This window comes from Marinobacter sp. bablab_jr003 (assembly GCF_016464245.1).
Lineage (GTDB): Bacteria > Pseudomonadota > Gammaproteobacteria > Pseudomonadales > Oleiphilaceae > Marinobacter > Marinobacter vinifirmus.
Window position 1 is genome coordinate 44169 of the sequence record NZ_JADARC010000089.1, and the last position, 22611, is coordinate 66779.

Consider the following 22611-nt stretch of genomic DNA (forward strand, 5'->3'; position numbering starts at 1 on the left):
GGGCTATCGACCATTAGCCAATTGTTGTTATTGCTCTATAACTGAATAGTGAAACGGCAATAACAAGAAGAACCTGACACTGGACTCAAGGATACTGCACATGACCGTACTCGTTCTGGACAACCCCGAAATGCTCGCCCGGGCCGCCCTGCTCTCCGGTGTAATGGCAGATTCGCTGGGGACAGAAGCCGGCCGCCCTCACCGCACCCGGTTCCACTATGGTTTTAACAAGCATGTGCCTGACGCCGGCGATGCTGCCATTATGCGCCAGCATGCCGCCTACCTGAAAAACCACCCCGGTGTACGGGTCAGAATCCACGGCCATACCGACAACTTTGGTTCACCCGAGTACAACCGCTTCCTGGCCAGGCTGCGTGCCAACGCTGTAGCCCGGTTGCTGATTCAGGAGGGCGTGCCGCAAAGTGCTATCCTGATGACCACCTGGGGCGCCGAACGCCCCCTGACCCGGCCGGAAGACCACGCAGCCAACCGGCGGGTGGAACTGGAGTATCTTACCGTGGATATGGCCCAGGCCCTCTGAAACGTCACGCGCCGTAAACAGAAACGGGGCCTCGAGGGCCCCGTTCCTTAGACAGCTATCCGGCTCAGCCGTATACCTGCCAGACATTCCACAGCAGCAACAACGCCGCCACCAGGATCGCCAGCCAGGTCAGCAGAATACCGATCATACGGGCCTTGTGAGGGCCACCTTTGCCATTGATCATGCCCCAGGCATGCAGGATTCGCCCGACCACTAATGCCATGCCGGTCCAGTAGATCAGGCCGCTGGCGACACCGTTCAACTCGGCAATGGCCAGCATGATCAGGCCAACCGGCGCGTATTCCACCAGGTTGGCGTGGGCGCGCACCGCCGCTTCAAACTCCGGGTCGTCATTCACCCCCAGACCCATGCGGTACTTGAGCCGGTACTTCACCACCTGGCCCGAGAGCACCAGCAACAACAGGCCGATAACGGCCGCGAAGACTGCGGTTACGGGTACGATCATGTCAGCCCTGCTTGATTTTGTTGACCACGGCCAGCAGCAACACAGCACCCACCGTGGCTGTCACCAGCTCACCGACCATGCTCTTTACCGCCAGGCCCAGCATGCTGAACAGCACACCGCCAATCACCGAGCCGACAATACCGATACCGATATTGGCCAATACGCCGAAGCCTTTGCCCTTCATGATCAGGCCTGCCAGCCAGCCGGCCAGGCCACCGATAATCAGAAACCAGAGAAAGCTCATTTATCCACTCCTCTTATGTGGTGTTCAATCCTGCCAGAAGACTGCCCTGTTTCGGGCAGGCATTCAAGCAGTTCCGGGGCGGTGGCCGAGGGCTGTGATGGCGTCTGCCATTTGCTGGTGACACCGGGCCATCAGCTCCGGCACATCGTCACGGGTCAGGCCGGTGGTTTCTACCGGCGGCAGGATATGTACCGGCACCGGTTTCCGGCGGCCGGCCCAGCCACGGGTTTGGCTGTGATACTCGCCGACACACACCATGGTGATGGGGGCTCCGGCGGCAATGGCCGTGTGGAAAGCGCCTTTCTTGAAACTGCCGAGGCCCCGGCCACGGCTACGGGTGCCTTCAGGAAACACCCAGATGCTTTTGCGGTCTTTGTGAATAGCATCACTGGTAGCCTGCATGGCTGCAACGGCTTTATGGGAGCGGCCGCGATTGAGGATGATGTTGCCGCCGAGCCAGAACACCTGGCCGAAGAACGGCAACCAGACCAGTGAGGACTTACCCACCGCCACGGTACGCGGCGGCAGCAGGTCGCCCACCACGAACAGGTCGTCGTTCTGCTGGTGGTTGGCGATGATTACCGTGGGCCGGTCTTGCGGCATGTTTTCGGCGCCATACAAAGGGCGCTTCATACCCAGCAGACAGCGCCCCACACGGGCCAGTGTCCAGGCCAGCAAACGGTTGTTATCCGGGTTGAAAGGCCGTGCGATGTAGCCAATCAGGGCCAGCATGCAAATCAGCGGAACACTCAGCCAGGCCAGGATTTTTCTTGCGACTGCCATACAGCTTTACCGTTACTCGAAATTTTGGCGCACAAGTGTACGCCAAAATCAGAGGGCGGCAACAGTATCCTTTTGTACCGGTCTGTTAACCGGTTTTGCCTCCACCACGAAACGCAGCGGGCCGTTGGCATCGAGCGCATCAAACGGGTAACAGGTTACCAGCAGCAGGGTATCCGGGCCGAAGGTGCTGGTATCGATGGACTCTGTTCTGCTGTCCACCACCCGGGTTCCGGTTACCTGATACTGCTGCCACTGCTGGTCCTGGCCCTGCAGCTGCACCCGGTGGCCCTGCTCAAGGTGCTCCAGGGGCCGGAAATGGGTATCCCGGTGGCCAGCCAGAATCACCGGCCCCTGCTCCCCGGTGACCATCCGCCCCGGGCCAAATGCCAGGCTTTCTCCGTGCAGGCCCTCCAGCACAATCATCGACACCCCCAGCTCCGGCAACTCCAGCCTGGCCACCGGCCAGGTATCGGCCCAGGGCCAGGGCCGGGCTTCCACTTGCCGCGCCTGGGTTTCGGCCCAGGCCAGTGCCAGCAGCTCCTGGGCTACCAGCGCCTTGAACGGAATCCACAGGCCGAACATCAACACGGTGGCGGAGGCACCAAACAACAGCAATAGCAGGCGGTTCATCATGCCGGCCTCCGGTTCAGCAGCAACATGGCCAGTGCCAGCATCAATCCGGACAGGCCCAGTGCCGCCAGCAACGGCCAGGCGGTGGCAGTTTGCGGGTAACGCAACATGCCCTCCCGGCTACCTGCTGGCAGCAAGGTGGGAACCGCCTCGGTGTCCAGCTTCGCCTCCGCCGGTCGGGCCGGTTGCTCCTCGACCGCCACAAAACTGGTGAACGGCGACATCACCCCGTGCTGCACCGACAACGCCACGATTGCCGGCTCATCCGGCGCCTCACCCTGCAGGCGGGCGGCATCCATCAGCTCGTCTATCCGGCCCCGGGCCCACTGGCGGTTCAGGCCGCTGGCCGGGGCGGCATTGCCCAAATCAAGCCGGGTGTTCCAGGGCCGGCCGCCGGGCAAGCGGCCAGAGACCTCCAGCTCACCACCGGCGGGCACACCGCGTACCACCTGCACCAGCGGGCTACCCTGAAACAGGTCTCCGGGCCTGGCCGGCACCGTTTCCACCGGATTGCCACCGGTGGGCCAGCGCACGGTCAGATCACTCATCACCGGGGCTTCCATGGCCGCAAACAGGCCGTTCAGGGCGCGATTCACCTCACCGGTATTGTGCACCGCGGTGAACTCGCCACGGCCCCAGCGGGCCGCTTCGCGCAGAAAGTGCATATTGGGGGCCGAGCCGATTCCCACGGTGAACAACCTTCGTTCATCAAGGCCGGTACGAATCCGCTCGAACAAGGCCGATTCATTACCTACGGCACCATCGGTGATAAACACCATCTGCTGCACCAGTCCTTCTGCCGGCGCTTGTTCCATCGCCATCGCCAGTGACAGCGCCCCCGCCATTTCCGTGCCGCCGTTGGCGTTCAGACCTTCCACATACCGCCTCGCACGGGCCAGGTAATGGCCCTCGGCCGGCACCGGGCGGGCAAACAGGCTGTGGGCCTGGGAATTGAACTGAATAACGTTGAAATAGTCCCCCGGGCGCAGGCTATCCAGTCCTTTCAGCAGCGCTGAACGGGCCTGGACAATGGACTCTCCTGCCATGGACCCGGAGGTATCAATCACAAACAACAGCTCCCGGCGCAACACCGGGCCGGTGGCGTCCGGGGGCAATATCATCGCCATCAGAAAATCCTCACCCTGCCACTGCTGGTGAAACACCGCCGCAGCCGGTTCCCGGCTGGTTAACGGCCGCCAGCGCACAATCAGGTCACGATCCATCAGCACTTCCCGGGCTTCCGGGCGCACCACCACCCGGCCGCCGTCGGCCTCGGTCACCAGGCTGTGACTGGGGCTGGTTACCCCGGCCAGCGGGAATCCACTGTCGATGGCCAGCTCAATCCGGGCCCGGTGGCTGCGCTCATCCACATCAGCCGCCCGCACCGTGAACGGGCTGATCTCCGCAGCATCCGGCACTTGCGTGGTGGCCGTGGCCCAGCCCGCCTGCCACTGCGTTGCTGTCTCGACAACCAGTTCACCCGGCATGTAACGGGGCGTGAGCGTGGTGGGCAGGCGCAACTCGAACTCGCCGTGGCGATAGCTCACCGGTTGCTGGTAGCGAACCTCCACCCGGACGGTTTCCCCGGGCGGGATGTTGGCCACCCGGCTGGTAAACAGATTGGGGCGCTGCTGCTCCAGCGTGGCGGCGTGCTGGCCGGCAGACTTCGCTTTCTCATAGGTTTCCCGGGCCTTGGCCCGGGGCTCGATACGCCCGACAATCCGGCGTTCACCCACGGTCATAGTCAACCCAAATACGGCGGCCTGTTCCGGTAACGGAAACACGAAAATGCCTTCGTGCCATGAATCACTGGTATTGCGGAATTCCCGGGTAAGCGTGGTCTCCGCCAGCAGGCCGGACACCCGCACCTGAAACTCACTGTCCAGAACCAGTGCCGGCTGCTGCCGGTTGCCCTGGCTGTCGACAAAGTAAAGCTGGCCGGCTTCCTCAGCTTGCCCGGCTTGCCGGTCACTGGCCTCGGCATACAGCGGGTGGACAAACAGCATCAGCAGAACCGCCAGCCACAGGCTCACACCTTCGGCACAGCGCAGCCACAGGCGTTTGTTGATCAGCGGGCGAGCGGTGCGGATAGTTTGTGGATAAAGGTCGGCCCGCACGGCCGGGTTGGCAAGCAGCGATAGCAACATCATCACGTCATCCTTTTAGTGGAAGTTGGTGATGCCATTGCAACAGCCGGAACGGGCGCCGCCGTGGCAGAAACGGGCAGGCTGGCTACAAATAATGATGAATTATGGCAATCGGGCCGGCATAACTTGTACCAACCCTTGAGCGTGGTTTAATGGCAGCACATTCCGGTGAAACACACAGCCATGAAAAAACACATTGTTCTGATTGAAGACGAGGCCGGTATCCGCGACAACTACCGGGCCGCATTTGAACGCCGGGGCTACCGGGTATCCGCCTATGGTGACCGGCCCTCCGCCTGGCAGGTGCTGCGCCAGAGCCTGCCAGACCTGGCTATTATCGATGTAGGCTTGGGCGACGAACCGGAAGGCGGCTTTACCCTGTGCCAGGATTTGCGGGCCCTGTCGGCCACCCTGCCGATTATTTTCCTGACCGCCCGGGACAGCGACATCGACTCGGTACACGGCCTGCGCCTTGGCGCCGACGACTACGTAACCAAGGACATGAGCCTGGACCACCTGCTGGCCCGCATCACCGCCCTGCTGCGCCGGGCCGAGGCCTGGGCCGAAGCCCTGCAGAAGCCGGACGAAGTGATTCACCGGGGCCGGATGACCATGAATGTAGACCGCATGACCGTCGCCTGGAACGACCAGCCGGTGGACCTGACAGTGACTGAATTCTGGATGCTGCACGCACTGGTCCAGCACCCCGGCCATGTCCGCACCCGGGACCAGCTGATGGAAGCCGCCAGCACCGTGCTGGACGACAACACGGTGACTTCCCACATCAAACGCATCCGGCGCAAATTTATTCAGCTGGACGAAACCTTTGATGGCATCCAGACCGCCTACGGCATGGGCTACCGCTGGAATGCCCGTGAGGTGTAACCCTTGAGCCTGAAGCGCCAGCTGTTCCTGGCCAGCCTGCTGATGCTGCTGATCCCCTGGGCCGGCCTCAGTTTTGTGCTGGAGCTGGACGCGGCCCTGCGCCAGCAAACCCTGCAGCAGCTGCAAACCCAGAGCACCCGGCTGACCGAGCTGGCCGACGACCTGCTGCTGGGGCAGCCGGCCATTGCCGGCGACCCGGTGGTGTATGCCCGCCCCGTGCAGACGCCAGGCGACACCTTTGTCTGGCCCAGCTATGAAGACCAGGACCACCGGCAACCCTGGCAAAGCGCCGCAACCAGCGACAACGAGCCACAACTGCGCTGGCAGGCAGCGGCCGACGATCGTTACCTATACCTGTTAACGGATGTTCAGCAACACTCACTGACACCCTTCAACCCGGCCCGGCCAGAGCAGCCCTATGACCGCTTCGAGCTCTGGCTGCAGGCCCCCGCCAGCGACCTGGAACAACCCGCCGACCCACGCATCTGGCACATAAAACCGGATGAAGTACGGGCCACCAACGCCCGTGAACCGGAGCGCCGGGATTACCGGGTGCATGCCACCTGGCGTATCCGCACCAACAGCTGGCAGCTGGAAGTGCGAATGCCCCTGCCCGCCCAGGGCAGCCGCCTGGGCTTTCGGGTGGCCCGCAGCGATACCGGAGCAACTCTGGCCGGAACCGGAACCGGGGCCGAGCCCCTGCCGGCACTGATCTATCCTCACCGGGTTCTGGAGCGGGCCCTGGGCCGGCAACTGGGGCCGGGACAGCAGGTCACCATCACCGAGCCTGCCGGCTGGATAACCGCCACTACCAGCCGGGAGGGCCGGAACAATGCCGATTTCGAGAACCTGTCGCCCGGGCAAATCCTGGATACCGCCATCCTGAACAGCCTGCGCGCACTGGTACGCTGGTATCAGCCAGAACCGCTGATACTGACCGGCTCCGACTTCCAGCTGAACAGCCGCCAGGTACCCGACAACGGGCTGGTAAAACACCCGGACGATTCCCTGTGGCTGGCCACGGCACACCCCCTGTTCGATGGCCGGTCACTGCTGCTGGAGCAATCCCTGGACCAGCTGCTGAGTGTTTCCGGCTCGGCCCTCGGCAGTGTACTGGCCCGCTCCCTGCTGATCATCCTGGCGCTGATGCTGGTGTTGCTGGGCTATGCCAGCTGGTTGTCGTGGCGCATAACCCGCCTGCAGCGGCTGGTGAGTGCCAGTGTGGATGACGATGGCCGCATCCTCGGCCCGGTGCCTGTGCCAAGATCCGGCGATGAGCTGGGCCAGTTGCAGCAGCACTTCGGCCAGATGGTCGACCGCCTGCAAAGCTATAACCGGTACCTGGAAAGTTTTTCCCGCCGGCTGTCCCACGAGCTGAAAACCCCGGTGGCGGTGGTGCGCTCCTCGCTGGAGAACCTGGCCCACAGCCAGTCGGAAACCGAGCGCCGGGAATACCTGGAGCGGGCTTCCGCCGCCACCGAACGCCTGCGCCGCATTCTCACGAGCATGAGCGAAGCAGCCCGGCTGGAACAGAGCTTTGACCAGGCCGACAAAGAACCCTTTGACCTGGCCGAGGTCGCCAGCCAGGCCTGTGCTGCCTACCAACAGCTGGATGACCGGCACCGGATTCACTATCAGGGACCGCCCAATGGCTGCCCCCTGCTGGGCAACCCGGAAATGCTGGTACAAATGCTCGACAAGCTGGTGGATAACGCCCGGGATTTCACCCCGGAACAGGGCAACATCGAGGCACGCCTGCAACATCGAACAGACCACTACCAGCTGGATATCTTCAACGAAGGCTCACAGCTGCCGGAAACCGCCGGTGTGAATATCTTCGGTGCCTTTGTCACCCGAAGGGAAGGCAAGGCCGAAGGCCACCTGGGCCAGGGCCTGCTGATTGTCCGACTGATTGCCGACTACCATGGTGGTAAGGTGGAAGCCTTCAACCAGCACCATAACGGAATTGACGGCGTGTGCTTCCGCGTTATCATCCCTGTACAACCAGCATAACCAAGGACAGCTCCGTGACCTCCCAGCCACGCCCCCTGGATTTCCACCCGCTCCGGGCCGATCTGTACCAGGAACTCCATTCCCGCCCGTTCCAGGTGCTGCCTTCACGCGCCCGGGTTACCCAGATCGCCCTGCTGACCACCCCGGCCCAGCGGCAAAGCCAGTTCCGCCACCTGCAGAACCTGCACCGGTTGCTGGGCGAACACTGGCCGGAGCAGGAAGTCAGTTGCTACGAACAGGATTTCGGCCCGCTGCGCATCCGCCGGGAAGTGCACATGGAGTTCACCACCTACACCTTCACCAACCTGCGGGACTTCGATGCCGATCCGTTTGCCGAAACCGGCATCAGCCTGCTGCCGGACGGCTGGCTGAACGAACTCGAAGGCACGGTGGTAGGGGCCTTCCATGTGGAAGTACGGCCATCGTCTGAAAGCGCTCGCAACGAGCTGGCGTTCATGCGTAAACACTTTGAAGGCATGCGCCTGGTGGGCAGCAGTCCGCAGGAAGGGGCTGCGCGGATTCTGGGCACCTTCCAGTTGCACAGCGACCAGTTCGGGCGGTTTATGGTGCTTAACCACAGCATGTCAGACAGCCAGCTGGGCCGGTTGGTGCAGCGCCTGATGGAAATCGAAACCTACCGGCTGATGTCGCTTCTCGCCCTGCCCCTGGCCCGGGAAATCACCCCGGCCCTGAACGACATGGATCAGCAACTGGTAAACATCACCCAGTCACTGGCCGACAACGAAACCCTGGACGAACAAAAGATCCTGGCGGAGCTGACCAACATTGCCTCGCGCATTGAAGCTTTCCGGGCCCATTCCACCTTCCGCTTTTCCGCCACCCGGGCCTACCACCGGCTGGTACTGACCCGGCTGGAAGAACTGCGGGAAGACGAAGTGTCCGGACACCTCACCCTCACCGAGTTCATGACCCGGCGGCTGACCCCGGCGGTGAAAACCTGTGAGGCCGTGGGTGAACGCCTGGAAGACCTGTCACGCCGGGTAGACCGGGCCTCGGACATGATGCGCACCCGGGTGGAACTGGCCATCCAGAGCCAGAACCAGCAACTGCTCAGCTCCATGGACCGGCGCTCGCGCATCCAGCTGATGATGCAGCACACCGTGGAAGGCTTCTCGGTGGTGGCCATTTCCTACTACCTGATCGGCCTGCTGAAGCTGGCACTGGATACCCTGCGCGAGGCCGGCGTAGCCTTTAATCACTCGCTGGTGCTGGGCGTTGCCATTCCGGTGGTGATGGTGCTGGTGTTCATCGGCATCCGCATGATTCACCACCGGTTTATCAAGATGGCCCGCCGGCAGTAGCCGGCCTCAGGTGAACCGGGGGTCGCCGGCAAACTGGCGGAAAAACTGCTGGGCGGTGCGGCCGTTGCGTACGCCCTTGCCGGTGGCAAAGCGCACCGCTTCGATATGCAGTTGCTCCCGGTCTGCCACTTGCGGGAACAGGGCATCCACCGCCTGCAGGTAGATATCCTGGGAGAAGGGATAGAACGACAGCTGCAGGCCAAAGCGGTCGGCCAGCGACACCTGCTCCTCGATAGCCTCCGCCGGATGCAACTCGCCATCCCGCACTTCGCTTTTCACATTGTCGCTCATGAACTCCGGCATCAGGTGCCGGCGGTTGGAGGTGGCATACACCCGCACATTCTCCGGCGGTAACTCCAGCGAGCCTTCCAGCACGCTCTTCAGCGCCTTGTAACCGGACTCCCCCACATCGAACGACAGGTCATCGCAGAAGATCACAAACCGGTACGGCAGGTCACAGATGTCATCGACAATTTCCGGCAGGTTTACCAGGTCGTCTTTGTCCACCTCGATCATCCGCAGCCCCTGATCCCGGTAACGGTTCAGCAAGGCCTTGATCAGCGACGACTTGCCGGTACCCCGGGAACCCCACAACAGTGCGTTATTGGACGGCTCGCCCGCCAGGAAGCGCTCGGTGTTGCGGGCCAGGGCCTGTTTTTGCCGCGCGATGCCGGTGAGATCGTCCCAGCTGATCGGATCCAGCCGGCGAATGGCCCGCAGGCCTGAGCGATGGCGGCGCCAGACCGCAGCCGGACTCTGTGCCCAGTCGAAGGGGGTTTCGTTCATAACCTTACTCCGTTTGGTTCTGAATATGCCCGCTCACAGTCTGGCCTTGGCCAGACCTGTAGGGGTAGGATCTGCAGATCTTATCAGACACCAGGAGCAAACCATGGCACGCATCTATAACGACAATTCCCTTTCCATCGGCAACACCCCCTTGGTAAGACTGAACCGGGTGAACGACGGCGCCACGATCTGGGCCAAGATTGAAGGCCGCAACCCGGCCTATTCCGTCAAGTGCCGCATTGGCGCCGCCATGATCTGGGATGCGGAAAAACGCGGCGTTCTGAAGCCCGGCATGACTATCGTTGAACCCACCAGCGGCAACACCGGTATTGCCCTGGCCTACGTGGCAGCCGCCCGGGGTTACAAACTGGTACTGACCATGCCTGCCTCCATGAGCCTGGAACGCCGCAAGGTGCTGAAAGCCCTGGGCGCAGACCTGGTACTGACCGAACCCGCCAAGGGCATGGCCGGCGCCATTGCCAGGGCGGAAGAACTGGTGGCGGCAGCCCCGGACAACCACTTCCTGCCCCAGCAGTTCGAGAACCCGGCCAACCCGCGCATCCATGAAGACACCACCGGCCCGGAAATCTGGAACGACACCGACGGCGAAGTGGACATCTTTGTTTCCGGCGTGGGCACCGGTGGCACCCTGACCGGTGTTTCCCGCTACCTCAAACAGACCAAGGGCAAGGCTGTGACCACCGTAGCCGTGGAACCCACCGATTCGCCGATCATCACCCAGGTGCGCAACGGCCAGGACCCCAAACCGGCCCCCCATAAAATCCAGGGCATCGGCGCCGGCTTTATTCCGGGCAACCTGGATATGGACCTGGTGGACCAGGTTGAAGCCATCAGCAACGAAGACGCCATGGCCATGGCACACCGGATGATGAAAGAAGAAGGGATTCTGTGCGGCATCTCCTGCGGAGCTGCAGTAGCGGCAGCCGTCCGGGTAAGCAAACAGCCGGAGCACCAGGGCAAGAACATTGTGGTGATCCTGCCGGATTCCGCCGAGCGCTACCTGTCTACGGCGCTGTTTGCCGACACCTTTGGTGAGCTGGAAAACCAGCAGTAATCCAGGTCCCTTAAACTCAACAAGCGCAGCCTCGCCGGGCTGCGCTTGTTGGTTTCAGGCGGCTCAGAACTGGAACTTCAGGCCCACCCGGCCAGTATCGAAGTCCGGGCCGTCATTAGTCACCTGGCCGTTGAAGTCGTCTTCATCGATATCCACGTTGTAGCGGTTGTATTCGGCGAACGCTGTCAGCTGCTCGGTCACCCGGAAATCCACACCGGCACCGACATACGGGTTTACTTCATCGTAGGTTTCACTTTCATCGAAAGCGTCTACATCAAACGCCGAGGCAAAGGCACCTGCCTTGGCATACACACCGAAACTGTTGGTCAGCGGCAGGCGGCCAATGGCACTCAGGCCGGCACCTTTAAGCTTGCCCTCTACCTCGTCATCACCGAAGTTGCCGAAATCGATGTACTCGGCCTCCAGGGCGAAGAATTCGTTGAACTGGTAACCCAAGGCAGCACCCAGCAAGTCGTTCTCATCCTCGAACTCGCCACCGTGGGACTTGTAGCCCCCGTAGCTACCGCTGATGTAGGGGCCGGATTGATCACGGCTGACGCTGTCCTGCGCCCAGACGGCCGGGGCGGTGAATACAGCAGCACTCAGAACGGTGGCACACGCAAAACTGGCTTTGTAGCTCATAACGCGTTTTCCTCTGTGGTCAGGTTTCCATTCGTCGAAACGAACAACCGGGACGACTCGTTCCCGATTGCGTGAACCTACCCTACCGGGGAAATTTCGCGTTTTGGGTTAAAACCGTACTAAGGATTATTCACATTCAGGTCATGTTTCCGGGCATGCCCCGCAGCGGCCCTGGCTGCCAGCCCGGCGGCTGCCCGCCCGGCCAGCGACACGCCGGTATAGCTCAGGCGGGATATTTCGTGGTGGCAGACACGCACGATGCGACTGCTGTGCCGGGTTGCGGGAATGGCTTCCAGCACCCGAAAGCTCTCATCCGCCACCGAAAGGTGAATCCGTTGCAGCTTGACCGCTCCGTGTTGCACGCCATGGGCCAGCAGGTCTGCCACGCCGAGCCACCAATGGGCATTGCTATGGGTTAGTTTCATACCAGCCACTCCTCAAGTTGCCGTGCTACGGCTGAATGATGGGCCAGGCGGATGTGATCCACCCCCGGAAAATTCGCTGTGCCGGTCAGCTGCCAGCCCGGCTGCCTGGCACCCCGGGCGCTGGCCTCATGCACCAGCGCATCGCCAAACAAGGCATTCACCAGGTGCTCTTCACCCCTGGCCAGCAGGCCGCTGATCACATAATGCCGGGCGCCGGCTAACAGCGGCTGGTGCGCCGTGCCCGGTTCAAACACCTCGCCCCGTGACAGGTTGCGAATGCCTTCACTGCGCAGGTCGATCACCTCGCCCACCACCTTCAGGTAATCCCGGGGCACCCGGTTGAGCCAGCCGGCGGCCTTGTGGGCACCGACTGCCAGCCAGGAACCGTCGTGGGGCGAGCCGATGTACACGCAGTCCGGGTTCAGCCGGACCCAGCTATCATCATTTTCCGCCCCGTAATGACAGGCACTGCGAATCAGCAGGCCGCCCATACTGTGGCCAAGCAGGACAAGGCGTGTTACCGGTACCGGCCAGTTGCTGACCAGCCGCTCCAGCAGCGCGGCCAGGTCCTGGCCATTGCGATAGATGGGCCGACCGGAATTGAAACGGAGCTTGAGGGCCGAAGCATCCCCTAACCGTTCAGCCAGCCCGGTGCCATAGTGCTTGCCTGGCTGGCCCGGAAAATCCCATACTGATTCCAGCTCCATTAAGCCATGGATGGACAGGCACAGCACACTGCCCGGCGCAGCGGGCCGGGGGTTCAGAAGATCCAGCGGCTCGCCGTCGGCAAACACCGTCATCGGCACCGCCAGTGCGTTGCCCCGGTGCTCCAGCCAGTCACCCAGAAAGCCGCTGGCGATGGCTGAAATGTGTTGCTGGACTCGCCCAGCGGAAGGAACAGACACCATGGTTATCTCCCGTGTATCCTTCCAGTGTACGCCCTTGGCGGTGCTTTGCACTGGCCATTTTCGGGCCAGAATGCGGCCCCGGGGCAAACCAGAGTGCCGTGGCTCAACGTTTGTTAATCTGCCCGAAAGGGCGACAGACACCTGATCCTGCTAGTCTTTGTGCCCGTACCACCCAAACCGGCCGTGCGCGCCTGTTGTCCACTGAGCAGCCAGAGGAAGTAGCCTATGCGATTTGCCATCATCGCCCTGACGAGCCTGTTGTTCTCAGCCAGCCCGGCCCTTGCCGAGCCCCAACCAGAAAGCTCTGCCGAACCGGAAGTGCTCGGTTTCATTGAATGGGTGGTGATGGGCGAAACCGGCATCCGGCTGAAAGCGCGCCTGGACACAGGCGCCAAGACCTCGTCGCTGCATGCAGTGAACGTGGAATCTTTCGAGAAAGACAACGAGGAATGGGTGCGCTTCCAGCTCCCGCTGGGCGATCATGAAGACCAGCCCAGCGAAGGTGAGCTGGAACACGACGAAGTCATCCTGGAATTCGAGCGGCCGGTTTACCGCACGGTGCTGATCAAGCGCAAAGGTGCGCCCTCCCAGCGCCGGCATGTGGTGAAAATGGAATTCTGCATCGCCGGCAAGATGCACGAAACCCAGTTTTCCCTCACCGACCGGGGCAGGTTCGCCTACCCGGTACTGCTGGGCCGCCGGTTTATGCGGGATGACAACATCCTGACCGATTCCGCCAGAAGCTTTGTTGCCGAACAGGAATGTCAATACAGCACACTGGAAGAGCTCGCCGAGAGCAGCAAGGCGGTAGAGCCCTAATCGGGGCTCACCTCCGGCTCATCATTTCGCACGCGCAGAAAGCTGGCAAACCTGGGCAAGCCGGTGGCCGTGACGCCCCGGTAGCGGAAGGTGATCACCGTGCCAACAGTCGGCGGATTGTGTCGCTCAACATCACTGAATCCGGTGCCAATACGAAAGCGACGGCCATTGGCCAACTCCACTTCCAGCGATCCCATCAGCCCCTTGTACTTGCCCTTACCTTGCAGGTGACCAACCACCGTGGCTTCGGCGTCGTCGTGGGTTTTCACTTTCAGCAGATCATCTGAACGGCCGGCCTGGTACCGGCTGTTTCTGCGCTTGAGCATCAGGCCTTCCGCACCGGCAGCCACGACCTGTTCAAGCTCTGCCACCAGTTCAGGATGGCTGGCAACCGGGCGCTGCACCACCAGGGCCAGATACGGTGAACCAGAACCTTCAACCAGCTGCTTCAACTGGCGATAACGCTGCTCGAACACCTTTTCAGGAACAGGCAGGTCAAACACGTGAAACCTCACCTGACGCCATTCCTCGTCCACCGGCTGCCCCTTGCGCACCACCCCGGACAACTCGGCAAAGCGCCCGCGACCGTTCCAGAGTTCACCGTCCAGCGGATGTGACGGAAACTGCGCCGTAAACCAGTCCGGCGCCGCATACACATGCCCTCCCCGGGACCAGAGCTTCTCGCCATCCCAATAAGCCCGGACACCGTCCAGCTTTTCACTGACCCAGTAATCCTCGAGGTTTACGCTTGGGTGATAGACATTCGCCAGGGGAATGGCCGGAGGCCCCGCATAGGCCTGAGGCGGATAAGTGGCAAGTAACGAAAGAAAAAGCAGGCTGAGTGCCAGGGCTGCTGCCCTGGCACTGCCGGTCGTGAAGAGTGGCATGTTCCTTTGCCCTTTTTACATCCTGTTGAAGGTATTCCGAAAAACTCTTTGCTCAGGCCGTTACGTACTTCAGCAGCTCAACCACCTGCTCCGGCGTTTGTGCCCAAGCCATGGCAGCTGCATCTACTTCCTTGAGCGGGTGCACGATATCTTCATCATGCAGCGTGATGTATGGCGTGCCCATGGCGGCACAGTAGCCGGCGTCGAAGGCCGCGTTCCACTGCTTGTACTTGTCGCCAAAGCGGATAACCGCCAGGTCGCACTGCTCAATCAGAGTCTTGGTGCGGATGGCGTTCACCTTGGAAGACTGGTGATCACGCCAGAAGTTGCTCTCCGGCTTGCCCAGGAAATCGCCCGCAGCGTCGCTGGATTCGTGGTCGGTATTGGCAGAGGTGAACTCAACCGGCAGGCCGGCCGCCTCGGCACCCGCAGCAATCTGCTCACGCCAGTCGGTGTGGATTTCGCCGGAAAGGTATACGGTCCAGATCATTTTGGGCTCCTTAAGCTGAATTAAAGCCGGCCAGTCTAACCTACCGGCCGGCTATAATGTAGGTATCAGCCCGCGACGGAAGCCTCATGCTCACGAATCATGGTGTAAAGCTGATCCTTCAGGTGCAGGCGTTTTTTCTTCTGCTCTTCCAGATACTCGTCTGATGTGTTCTCAACACCGGTTTCGATGCGGTGAACCTCGTGGTCGAGATCATGGTACTCGTCAAACAGCTTGGCAAAGTGGCTGTTGCTGGTTTTCAGTTGGTGAATGGCTTCCCTGGACTCGGGAAGCTCGTGCAACAGATCATGCTTTTCGATGGTCATTCCTGGTGTTCTCCTGGGTTTTGTTGGTGCCTGAGTTCACTGTATGCCTATGGCTTGAGAGCGCTCTTGATCAACGTCAACCCGATGGCCGTCGGCCGTAAGATGCGATTAGCCACCGCATTTTTCGCGCACACTGGCCCGGAACCGGTCTCGTATCTGCAGGTTCTGTTCTTCGGAGACAAACACCCGCTCCCCTTTATCATTGAGGTTGTAGAAGGTGGAGATACTTTCCATATGCTTCAGGCGGGCGTGAAGCTTACGGCAGGCCTCTGATTGTCGCTCGGCCTGCATCCGGGCCTTCGCTTCTGCCGCTTGTCTCGCCTCCCGCTCCTGCTGTTGCTGGTTCACGAACTCCGTCATTTTCTGATGCCGCTCACGGGCGGCAGTATCGGCCTGTGCAGGGGCAGCATTCACGCGTACTTCACTGGAACTCGCCTGCGCCGGTGGGCGATCGCCGAAATGGGTTTGGCCATTGGCATCTGTCCATTGGTAGACGACAGCGTGAGAAAACGTACCAAGGGATACCAGAAATAAAGGGATGAGAAGCCTGCGAGCCATAACTGAATTCCTTTTCGAATAATGCTTTTAACGACTTTCGAAGGGGTAAAACCCATTGATCAATAAGACGCTCAGGCTCGGAAACGCCCCCTCCCCCGCTTTTGTTGCTGCTTCTCCTCACGCACTGCCTGCCATTCGGACACTGGCCCCATCTGGGTAAACTTCAGGCCCCGCTCGTAAGCACGGGTGAGTTGCTGATTCAGACCCTGTAGTGCCTCGGATGGCTTGGCCCATTGCTCTTTAGACAAAGGCGCGGACCAGGCTTTCAACTCTTCTGGCAAGCTCTTCAGGGCCAAGGTCTTGATGCGGCGTTCAGTGATGATGTGGGCTAAGTAACGCTGAAAGAACCAGTCGCCCACTTTCTTGCCTAGCCAGGGTAACAGGGACATTTCTTTGCGGGCTTGGCGGCATTTGGTTTTGTAGTGAGCTAGAGTCTCGTCCTCCTTCGGATCCGGGCAGGCCTCGGGGCCGTTTTCCATGAACTGGCGAATGCACTCCCACTGGGCCAGACCGGCTGTTTCATGACCTACGTTAATACTTGCAGCCGCCAAGGCCGATTCCGGGTCGTTGGGTTTCGGAATCGCCAGGGTGAGCACTGTGTGTGTAGCCATCAGGCCGGGGCCGATGTCCTGGCGGGTTTCGATGTAGGCGACCAATTTCTCCCACGGGTAGATTTCGTAGACGAGTTTGGGGTCGTGTTTTTTCTTCAAGCGGAGGGCGAAGAAGAGGTAGGTGCCGATAACTAAAAACTCTATTGCAAGCACAGCCAAGGCCCACATTATTATCGTATTGCGATACTCTTTTGTCGCATCCTCCAACATAAATGGCGCAAAAACAGCGACAATGGTGAATACAACCGTCACATAAGCCCATCCTTCTGCACTTTCATTCCAAAATGGCAGTTTGTATTCCTTTCCTCCCGTCCAGCGCGGCATGGCCACTTCCCGGCGATGCCGGTTCAGTCTCACCGGAGGCGTTTCTTTCACGGCTTTGTTACCCAGGAAATGCATGTAAAGACCCCAAGGGACGGTGATTAACATGTTCATCCCCCCCACAACACTGTACGGAATCCATGTCATTTGCCCATCCTGGAGATAGGCATCAACTGTGATAGCCGTAGCGAACAGCATCATTAAGATAAATAGGCTTAAAAACATCAACGCAAATTCGGCCCCAAACAACAGGTTGCCATGCTGCAAATCCAGCCAGCCCTCGGTTTTCCGTCGAATCCAAGCATTGACGTCTACCGCCCTTTCACCTGTCGTTGCCGGCTCCGGACTCAGAGCCAGTAACCGACCATCTTTAGTGGTTCGGCGCGCTCCGACTTCCCAGTCGGGCTCAGGCGATGTTTGAGTTGATGATGGGCTTTCGTTAGCTTTGGTCATAGTCAGGACTTAATGGGGTAGTTTACCGGGGCATGGTAGTTGATGATCAACGGGGTCAATCGAGTGTCGGGCCCATCCAGCGGTGTTATCGGCTGCCACTCTTTCGTTTCGTTAGCGCCTACCATCGGTAAATTACCCTGCTCGTGCAAGGTCAGCTTGTAATGGTACGCCTCGTCTGTCTCTGGCAACCAGTTGGGGGAGTTTGCAGCCTTGTAGCGAAAAGCCAAATAGAATCCATCGACCGCATCCAGGTCAGCTCCGGTCAGGGACAATTCAAGGGCAACGCCCGCCGCGCCCATGCTATTAGTAGTAATGGCCTGATTCCAGTAGTCGTGGTCTGGCTCCCAAGCCGTCCCTTCCTGCCGCAGGATCGCCCATTCCATGTTATCCGCTTCCAGCAAACTCAGTCCCGGTAATTCGATCCGGAATGCGCAGTAGCTCGTGCGCCCATCCAGAGCAGCCTGTTCCGCCTTCACCAACAAGTTTGGCCGGTAGATGGCCTTGGCCAGTTCGTGGCGTTGCTGATCCGTATCCCAACCTTTAGCGTCATTGCCCCAGGTACTCTGCTCACACCAGCGCTGCACGTCCGTTCGCTTGAAATAACTTTTTACCCAGTTACCAATACAGACTAGGGCGGTGCCTATCCACAGGTAAACGTTCAACCCCCGGAACAAACCACCGGCCAGTGACAACATCCCCCGATTGACCGATTTCCAAGTGATGTCCGCAGAGGTTTTGCGGAGGACGTGATAGATGCCGGCTGATCCGGTTCGAGCCATTCGCCAGCTTCCCACAGTGAGCAATGTATCGCCAGCAAGAGTAATTCCACTCCCAACACGAACACCGCTATCGCTCTTGGGACTAATTAATTCAAGAAATTGCTTGGCGCCATCGGCTAGCGCTGAAAAGAACCCAGCCCAAGCGGCAATCGTGCCGCCCCATACATTCACCCGGGCCAACCGCATCAGAACCTCATCCGCCTGGGAGATGGCCTGGTAGTAATAATTCAGGCGGGCACTGCCGACGATCGTCAAAATACTGGCAGCCGCCCCGATTGCACCCGTTACGCCACCAAACATAGGCAGGAAGTTGTCGAAGGTTTTATCTTTTTGCCATTTACTAAACGCATCCCAAGCGCCAACTGCCCCAACCAATCCCATAAACGACACCAATCCCATGCCGCCAATGCGTTTTGGCAGATCCAACTTGTCCTGCCCAGGGGTCAGTATGCCCCGACCATAATCCATCATGCGGGTAAGCCCACCCCGCTCTCTCAAGCGCTTCAGTTCATCAACTTCAGATTGCACGGCACGGCCGTAGGCGGTCCTGGTCAACCCAGCAATCAGGAGAGCTCCGCTGTGGTTATCCCCCTCAACCGGGGACGTATCCATTAGTTGAAAACCTCGCTCACGGAGCTGATTGGTCAGATCTTGCTTTTGAGCTCGGATGGCTCGGATCTGTTCGTCGTACTCTCGTTTATATCGGCGACGGTCTCGGGTACTGGCCTCGCTATGCCGCTGCTGAAGGCGGTTTTCCTGCTCCAAAACCTCCTCACGCAATTTGGCCAGCCGTTCGATTTCCTTCACGAGAGATTCATGCCTGGTAAGGCTGTCAGCATCGGCAATCTCCAGATCAATCTGGTACAGCCTCTGGTTCTCGAAGACGTGGGCCCGCAGGCCAGGATCCATGCGCTCAAACACTTGCCTTAGACGGCCATGCAAATCGGCGGCATCCGCCGCTTGAACCAACTCGAATACCGCCAATCGCCCGGCAATGTTGAGCTGGGCCAAATGGTGGCTGAGTTGTGCGGCAGCGCCCTCTGAAAGAGATGGAAATTGCAAATGAGGGCTCCGCTCAACCAGCTGAACCCATTCCTTGTATGCCGCCGGAGCTTGCTTGGCGTCCATAATGGATTTCAGGCCGTCAATTACATCTTTTAACGTGCCGGGGATGATCTCGGGTTTCAGATCCAGCGAGATCAGATGCTGATGCCCGATCTCCTCAAAGTAGAATTGCTTCAGGAATGAAAAATCACCCGATGCTTGTGCCCACTCCGTGAGCACTGCAATCAGACCGTTGTCCATTTTCAGCAACGCCATGTAGCTGTCTTCGCTTTTCCGGTCATACAGATGACCATGAAGGTAGAAGGTGGACAACAAAGATTGGATATCCGTGACGATGCGTCGTTTCTCTTCGGAGAATTTCGACAGGTGTTGCTGCGCCTGTTCCAGATAGGCATTCATGTCGTCAAGCTTCACCAGGTCAGCAATGCCTTGCTCACCAGCGAAATCGGAGCCGTCAACAAGGTTGGACTGATAGTCCGACATGGACTCGACGATACTGAACAATTCGCGCTGCGACAGTCCCATGTCTGTTGCCAGCGCGTCAGCTGCGTTACGCACTCTGGTGACCCGCTCATGGTCGGACGGCATATAGCTATAGGTGCTGGGGCCGGCGACTTTTCGGGCGCTTTGCTGATATTCCGGGAAGTCTTCGATCAGTTCCTTCAACTGAACATGTTGGTCGCGGCTCCCCACAGCAACCTTTTCAAACAATGCCTTGGCATCTTCATCTTCGACCTGCTCCGAAAACGCGCGGGCCAACTCAGCGACTCGGTCGTCATCCAATCGAATCAGATCGCTGATGAAGCGCGCAGGATAGTATTTCGCGTCCTCTGCCTCCAACCATGCGTTATGGTTGGTATCCACAATGGCCCAGGCATCCAACAGGTCGTCAATGTGGCCCATAAAATCATCAACCACGATGTACGCATGGTCCAGATCATAAGCCGCCAATCGATGGGCGAACGGTTCAGAGCCGGTATCCAGTGTATTTTGGGCCCAGTACCAGGAGGGTAAATGGGTTTTCCCATCCATGGGCACGGTTTGCGTGTCCGGGTGGGTCAGTAGCGATTCCAGACTTGCCTGGCTCAATAGCTGGGGCTTGCCGTTGATGGGGCAATAACCCGACAATCTCACCCGCTGCATCACCTGTTTACGGTAATCTTCCCAGCTAATAAGCATGCTGCACTTTTTCGCGGTCAGCTGCGTGGACGAGAAAAACACATCGACATGCCCACGGCGCGGCACCACGATAGCTGGTGTATCGGGGGTTCCGGTACGCTGATCCTGAGAGGCTTCATTACCTTGCCATAAACGTTTGGTGACCGCGCCGCCGTCTTTGACTTCGTATTCATGCAGAATGTCAGGCGCATCCGAATGGAACAGGTACAGGTAGCCATCCCGTATCTGGCGAATGCCAATCGGCTGAAATTCGAGGTTGAACCGCGGCTCCAATGAGGGGTGTTCCGCCGCCTCATCGGCATAAGCGTATCGTACCGGGATCAACTGAATATCCGCACGGGTCAAAGGGCAGGCACCCTGAGCCGTGGTGCTTGCCAGGCTTGCGCGGTCGGCGGCTGCTATGGGGTTAGTAAGTTGCTTACCCATGAATCGGCTCTCCTTGCACTTGGGCTCCAGCAGAGGACATGGCGATCATCGCCGCTTCTCTGGCCTGGGCTTCTGCGGCCGTTCCTGGCCACCGATGAAAAAGGTCATAAATGCCAGGGGCTGCTGCTTCCCATAGCGACAGCTCTCCCAGATAACCGTATACGGTACACCAGTGGAGCAAGGCCTGTAGCGATTCATAGCCATTGGCCAACGCCTGCTCCATGATGGTCCGAATATCCTTTATCAAAGCCTGCCTTACGTTTGACGCCACTCTACTCGGGAAATAGGTCTCAAGGTGCTGCACCAATTTGACCAACGTTGCGCGTCGATCAGTGTCCGTTAAACCGCTGAGGGTGAGTTCTCCCAGTCGAAATGACGCACTACTCTCCACGTTCCGTCCAACGCCAACCTCCGGTAACCAATCCGGGCGTATTTGAAGGTGCCAGCCATCCCATAACGCGTCCGGGAGTTTTACCGCAGTATACGGAGACCAGTATTCGGGCACCCCACCATCACCGGAAGAAGCCAGCAGGATCCTTGCGACGGTGGGGTCGGCGAACCGCAACATGACGTTGTAGCCCAAGGGGTGGCGTACCGTGACAAACCGGCGTAGATGATCAGCTAACGCATCCAACGATTCATCGCTGGCAATCGCGTAACCCCACTCTTGTGCTTTGCCTTCCAGAGACAGTTGTTCCAACAACGCGTGGCCCCGGTCGGTGCGCACCAGCAACGGTGCAACATCGCGAATCGATGCCCATTCAGTGCCATCAAACAGATTGCGATAGTCCGGAGTGTCAACAAGCTCGTACAGCCAGCGTTCCGCCTCTGCGCGTTTGCTGCCATCAATCAGGACATAATCGAAATGCATGTCCTGAAGCTGAGCGATGGTTTGTGAAGGTGCGTCGAAAACATCAAACATCGGACCCATCTCCCGATGTGCTCTCTCCTGACTGGCAAACAGAGGTCAGGGCTTTGCCTTCCTGCAGCGCGCGAATCTGGGCATCCGGTTGCGCATTGGTTCTCTGACCGACCGTGGCCAGCGCAGCAGGCTCGGTATACGCACCACCGGCATCCACCAACCCCGGCCTCTCCGGAACCTGCACCTTCTGCCCACTGCCCTTCCCGCCAGCACCGCCCGCGTTCATCTTGATGCTGGCCCCGCCCATGGCCACGCCGCTGGGGTCGATCTTTACGAAGCTGCCACCCGCTTTCAGGGTGATTTCGGCTCCGGCTTCGATCACCGCTTTCTGGCCGGCTTTGATATGCAGCTCGGTACCCGAGTCACTGAGCCAGGCGGTGCCGGCTTTGAGGTGCAGGGTGCCGGTGACGTTGAAGCTGTGGTCTTTGCCGGTTTGTTCGCGCTTCTCGCCGTCCACGGTGTGATGGCTGTTGCCTTTGGTGTGGCTGAAGCGGTTGTTCTCCACCGTCAGATGGCTGTCGTTCTTGATGACTTCGGTGCGGTTGTGTTCGGTGAGCAGGTCCAGGTCTTTCTGGGCGTGGACGTAGATCTGTTCCTGGTCCGCTTCGTCTTCAAATCTGAGTTCGTTGCTGCCCTCGCCCTTGTGGGTTTTGGTTTTCAGGGTGGTGCGGGTTTTGTGTTCCGGCAGCGCGTACGGCGGTGTGTTGGTGGCGTGATAGGTTCTTCCGGTGATGATGGGCTGGTCCGGGTCACCGTCCAGGAAGCTGACTATCACTTCGTTGCCGATTCTGGGCAGGGCCATAAAGCCGTATTGGCCGCCGGCCCAGCCCTGGGCGACGCGCAGCCAGGCGCTGCTGTGTTCATCATTTTTTGAATAGCGATCCCACGGGAATCGGACTTTCACCCGGCCG

General features: G+C 59.6%; 23 protein-coding genes. 6 read left to right on the plus strand and 17 right to left on the minus strand.

Annotation, left to right across the window (positions count from 1 at the left end):
* Positions 1-100 precede the first annotated feature (100 nt).
* Positions 101-541 carry an OmpA family protein gene (locus H3Z84_RS08135; protein WP_058342040.1) on the plus strand — a complete coding sequence of 147 codons (441 nt, stop codon included), beginning with the start codon at positions 101-103 and terminating at the stop codon, positions 539-541.
* Positions 542-605: 64 nt separating this feature from the next.
* On the opposite strand, the gene H3Z84_RS08140 is transcribed toward H3Z84_RS08135, so the two are convergent.
* From H3Z84_RS08140 to H3Z84_RS08160, 5 genes are all read right to left on the minus strand, one after another.
* Positions 606-1007: an MAPEG family protein gene (locus tag H3Z84_RS08140; RefSeq protein WP_022988559.1), complete on the minus strand. Its 402-nt coding sequence runs from the start codon at positions 1005-1007 to the stop codon at positions 606-608.
* Between the two features lies 1 nt (position 1008).
* A complete protein-coding gene (locus H3Z84_RS08145; RefSeq protein ID WP_199457116.1) occupies positions 1009-1251 on the minus strand; it encodes a GlsB/YeaQ/YmgE family stress response membrane protein in 243 nt (80 codons plus the stop codon).
* 63 nt (positions 1252-1314) lie between these two features.
* A complete protein-coding gene (locus tag H3Z84_RS08150; protein WP_199457117.1) occupies positions 1315-2034 on the minus strand; it encodes a lysophospholipid acyltransferase family protein in 720 nt (239 codons plus the stop codon).
* A gap of 48 nt (positions 2035-2082) precedes the next feature.
* Positions 2083-2667, minus strand: coding sequence for a class GN sortase (locus tag H3Z84_RS08155; protein ID WP_227508352.1), 585 nt, complete (start codon positions 2665-2667; stop codon positions 2083-2085).
* Positions 2664-4814 carry a marine proteobacterial sortase target protein gene (locus tag H3Z84_RS08160; RefSeq protein ID WP_199457118.1) on the minus strand — a complete coding sequence of 717 codons (2151 nt, stop codon included), beginning with the start codon at positions 4812-4814 and terminating at the stop codon, positions 2664-2666. The genes H3Z84_RS08155 and H3Z84_RS08160 overlap by 4 nt, the downstream gene beginning before the upstream one ends.
* 180 nt (positions 4815-4994) lie before the next feature.
* Here H3Z84_RS08160 and pdsR point away from each other — a divergent pair, with 180 nt between their 5' ends.
* The 3 genes from pdsR to H3Z84_RS08175 are packed head-to-tail and all read left to right on the plus strand — an operon-like array spanning position 4995 to position 9031.
* Positions 4995-5696 carry a proteobacterial dedicated sortase system response regulator gene (pdsR, locus tag H3Z84_RS08165; protein ID WP_199457119.1) on the plus strand — a complete coding sequence of 234 codons (702 nt, stop codon included), beginning with the start codon at positions 4995-4997 and terminating at the stop codon, positions 5694-5696.
* 3 nt (positions 5697-5699) lie between these two features.
* Entirely contained in the window at positions 5700-7709 is a 2010-nt protein-coding gene (locus tag H3Z84_RS08170) for an ATP-binding protein (RefSeq protein ID WP_199457120.1), read from the plus strand.
* 14 nt (positions 7710-7723) lie between these two features.
* Positions 7724-9031: a DUF3422 family protein gene (locus H3Z84_RS08175; protein WP_199457121.1), complete on the plus strand. Its 1308-nt coding sequence runs from the start codon at positions 7724-7726 to the stop codon at positions 9029-9031.
* Between the two features lie 6 nt (positions 9032-9037).
* Here H3Z84_RS08175 and H3Z84_RS08180 read toward each other — a convergent pair whose 3' ends face one another.
* On the minus strand, positions 9038-9817 hold the full coding sequence (locus tag H3Z84_RS08180; protein WP_199457122.1) for an ATP-binding protein: 780 nt from the start codon (positions 9815-9817) through the stop codon (positions 9038-9040).
* Positions 9818-9920: 103 nt separating this feature from the next.
* Here H3Z84_RS08180 and cysK point away from each other — a divergent pair, with 103 nt between their 5' ends.
* Positions 9921-10892: a cysteine synthase A gene (gene cysK / locus H3Z84_RS08185; RefSeq protein ID WP_199457123.1), complete on the plus strand. Its 972-nt coding sequence runs from the start codon at positions 9921-9923 to the stop codon at positions 10890-10892.
* Positions 10893-10955: 63 nt separating this feature from the next.
* On the opposite strand, the gene H3Z84_RS08190 is transcribed toward cysK, so the two are convergent.
* From H3Z84_RS08190 to H3Z84_RS08200, 3 genes are all read right to left on the minus strand, one after another.
* The gene (locus H3Z84_RS08190; protein WP_058342050.1) at positions 10956-11534 is read right to left on the minus strand and encodes a porin family protein; all 579 of its coding nucleotides are present in this window, start codon (positions 11532-11534) and stop codon (positions 10956-10958) included.
* 119 nt (positions 11535-11653) lie between these two features.
* Positions 11654-11959: a hypothetical protein gene (locus H3Z84_RS08195; RefSeq protein ID WP_199457124.1), complete on the minus strand. Its 306-nt coding sequence runs from the start codon at positions 11957-11959 to the stop codon at positions 11654-11656.
* Positions 11956-12867, minus strand: coding sequence for an esterase/lipase family protein (locus tag H3Z84_RS08200; protein WP_199457125.1), 912 nt, complete (start codon positions 12865-12867; stop codon positions 11956-11958). The genes H3Z84_RS08195 and H3Z84_RS08200 overlap by 4 nt, the downstream gene beginning before the upstream one ends.
* Before the next feature lie 225 nt (positions 12868-13092).
* On the opposite strand from H3Z84_RS08200, the gene H3Z84_RS08205 reads away from it, so the two are divergent.
* Entirely contained in the window at positions 13093-13686 is a 594-nt protein-coding gene (locus H3Z84_RS08205; RefSeq protein WP_199457126.1) for an ATP-dependent zinc protease, read from the plus strand.
* On the opposite strand, the gene H3Z84_RS08210 is transcribed toward H3Z84_RS08205, so the two are convergent.
* The 8 genes from H3Z84_RS08210 to H3Z84_RS08245 all read right to left on the minus strand — a co-directional run.
* Positions 13683-14573 carry a DNA ligase gene (locus H3Z84_RS08210; RefSeq protein WP_199457127.1) on the minus strand — a complete coding sequence of 297 codons (891 nt, stop codon included), beginning with the start codon at positions 14571-14573 and terminating at the stop codon, positions 13683-13685. The genes H3Z84_RS08205 and H3Z84_RS08210 overlap by 4 nt on opposite strands.
* Positions 14574-14625: 52 nt before the next feature.
* Positions 14626-15063, minus strand: coding sequence for a YtoQ family protein (locus H3Z84_RS08215; RefSeq protein ID WP_022988574.1), 438 nt, complete (start codon positions 15061-15063; stop codon positions 14626-14628).
* Positions 15064-15128: 65 nt separating this feature from the next.
* On the minus strand, positions 15129-15386 hold the full coding sequence (locus H3Z84_RS08220) for a YdcH family protein (protein ID WP_199457128.1): 258 nt from the start codon (positions 15384-15386) through the stop codon (positions 15129-15131).
* 108 nt (positions 15387-15494) lie between these two features.
* A complete protein-coding gene (locus tag H3Z84_RS08225) occupies positions 15495-15944 on the minus strand; it encodes a DUF4124 domain-containing protein (protein ID WP_199457129.1) in 450 nt (149 codons plus the stop codon).
* A 71-nt stretch (positions 15945-16015) separates the two neighbouring features.
* Positions 16016-17329, minus strand: a complete 1314-nt coding sequence (locus H3Z84_RS08230) for a hypothetical protein (RefSeq protein WP_199457130.1) — start codon at positions 17327-17329, stop codon at positions 16016-16018.
* A gap of 2 nt (positions 17330-17331) precedes the next feature.
* Positions 17332-20778 (minus strand): toxin VasX, encoded by a 3447-nt coding sequence (locus tag H3Z84_RS08235; protein WP_199457131.1) that lies wholly within the window; start codon positions 20776-20778, stop codon positions 17332-17334.
* Positions 20771-21700: a DUF4123 domain-containing protein gene (locus H3Z84_RS08240; RefSeq protein WP_199457132.1), complete on the minus strand. Its 930-nt coding sequence runs from the start codon at positions 21698-21700 to the stop codon at positions 20771-20773. The genes H3Z84_RS08235 and H3Z84_RS08240 overlap by 8 nt, the downstream gene beginning before the upstream one ends.
* A partial coding sequence (locus H3Z84_RS08245) for a type VI secretion system Vgr family protein (protein ID WP_199457133.1) occupies positions 21693-22611 on the minus strand: 919 nt, incomplete at its 5' end. The genes H3Z84_RS08240 and H3Z84_RS08245, both read right to left, overlap by 8 nt.

Bases quoted from the DNA above. Each gene is read 5' to 3' on its own strand.
- H3Z84_RS08240 (WP_199457132.1), bottom strand. From the start codon at position 21,700: ATGTTTGATGTTTTCGACGCACCTTCACAAACCATCGCTCAGCTTCAG.
- H3Z84_RS08225 (WP_199457129.1), bottom strand. From the start codon at position 15,944: ATGGCTCGCAGGCTTCTCATCCCTTTATTTCTGGTATCCCTTGGTACG.
- H3Z84_RS08235 (WP_199457131.1), bottom strand. From the start codon at position 20,778: ATGGGTAAGCAACTTACTAACCCCATAGCAGCCGCCGACCGCGCAAGC.
- H3Z84_RS08190 (WP_058342050.1), bottom strand. From the start codon at position 11,534: ATGAGCTACAAAGCCAGTTTTGCGTGTGCCACCGTTCTGAGTGCTGCT.
- H3Z84_RS08155 (WP_227508352.1), bottom strand. From the start codon at position 2,667: ATGATGAACCGCCTGCTATTGCTGTTGTTTGGTGCCTCCGCCACCGTG.
- H3Z84_RS08150 (WP_199457117.1), bottom strand. From the start codon at position 2,034: ATGGCAGTCGCAAGAAAAATCCTGGCCTGGCTGAGTGTTCCGCTGATT.
- cysK (WP_199457123.1), top strand. From the start codon at position 9,921: ATGGCACGCATCTATAACGACAATTCCCTTTCCATCGGCAACACCCCC.
- H3Z84_RS08210 (WP_199457127.1), bottom strand. From the start codon at position 14,573: ATGCCACTCTTCACGACCGGCAGTGCCAGGGCAGCAGCCCTGGCACTC.
- pdsR (WP_199457119.1), top strand. From the start codon at position 4,995: ATGAAAAAACACATTGTTCTGATTGAAGACGAGGCCGGTATCCGCGAC.
- H3Z84_RS08180 (WP_199457122.1), bottom strand. From the start codon at position 9,817: ATGAACGAAACCCCCTTCGACTGGGCACAGAGTCCGGCTGCGGTCTGG.
- H3Z84_RS08215 (WP_022988574.1), bottom strand. From the start codon at position 15,063: ATGATCTGGACCGTATACCTTTCCGGCGAAATCCACACCGACTGGCGT.
- H3Z84_RS08145 (WP_199457116.1), bottom strand. From the start codon at position 1,251: ATGAGCTTTCTCTGGTTTCTGATTATCGGTGGCCTGGCCGGCTGGCTG.
- H3Z84_RS08205 (WP_199457126.1), top strand. From the start codon at position 13,093: ATGCGATTTGCCATCATCGCCCTGACGAGCCTGTTGTTCTCAGCCAGC.
- H3Z84_RS08195 (WP_199457124.1), bottom strand. From the start codon at position 11,959: ATGAAACTAACCCATAGCAATGCCCATTGGTGGCTCGGCGTGGCAGAC.
- H3Z84_RS08200 (WP_199457125.1), bottom strand. From the start codon at position 12,867: ATGGTGTCTGTTCCTTCCGCTGGGCGAGTCCAGCAACACATTTCAGCC.
- H3Z84_RS08160 (WP_199457118.1), bottom strand. From the start codon at position 4,814: ATGATGTTGCTATCGCTGCTTGCCAACCCGGCCGTGCGGGCCGACCTT.
- H3Z84_RS08220 (WP_199457128.1), bottom strand. From the start codon at position 15,386: ATGACCATCGAAAAGCATGATCTGTTGCACGAGCTTCCCGAGTCCAGG.
- H3Z84_RS08135 (WP_058342040.1), top strand. From the start codon at position 101: ATGACCGTACTCGTTCTGGACAACCCCGAAATGCTCGCCCGGGCCGCC.
- H3Z84_RS08230 (WP_199457130.1), bottom strand. From the start codon at position 17,329: ATGACCAAAGCTAACGAAAGCCCATCATCAACTCAAACATCGCCTGAG.
- H3Z84_RS08140 (WP_022988559.1), bottom strand. From the start codon at position 1,007: ATGATCGTACCCGTAACCGCAGTCTTCGCGGCCGTTATCGGCCTGTTG.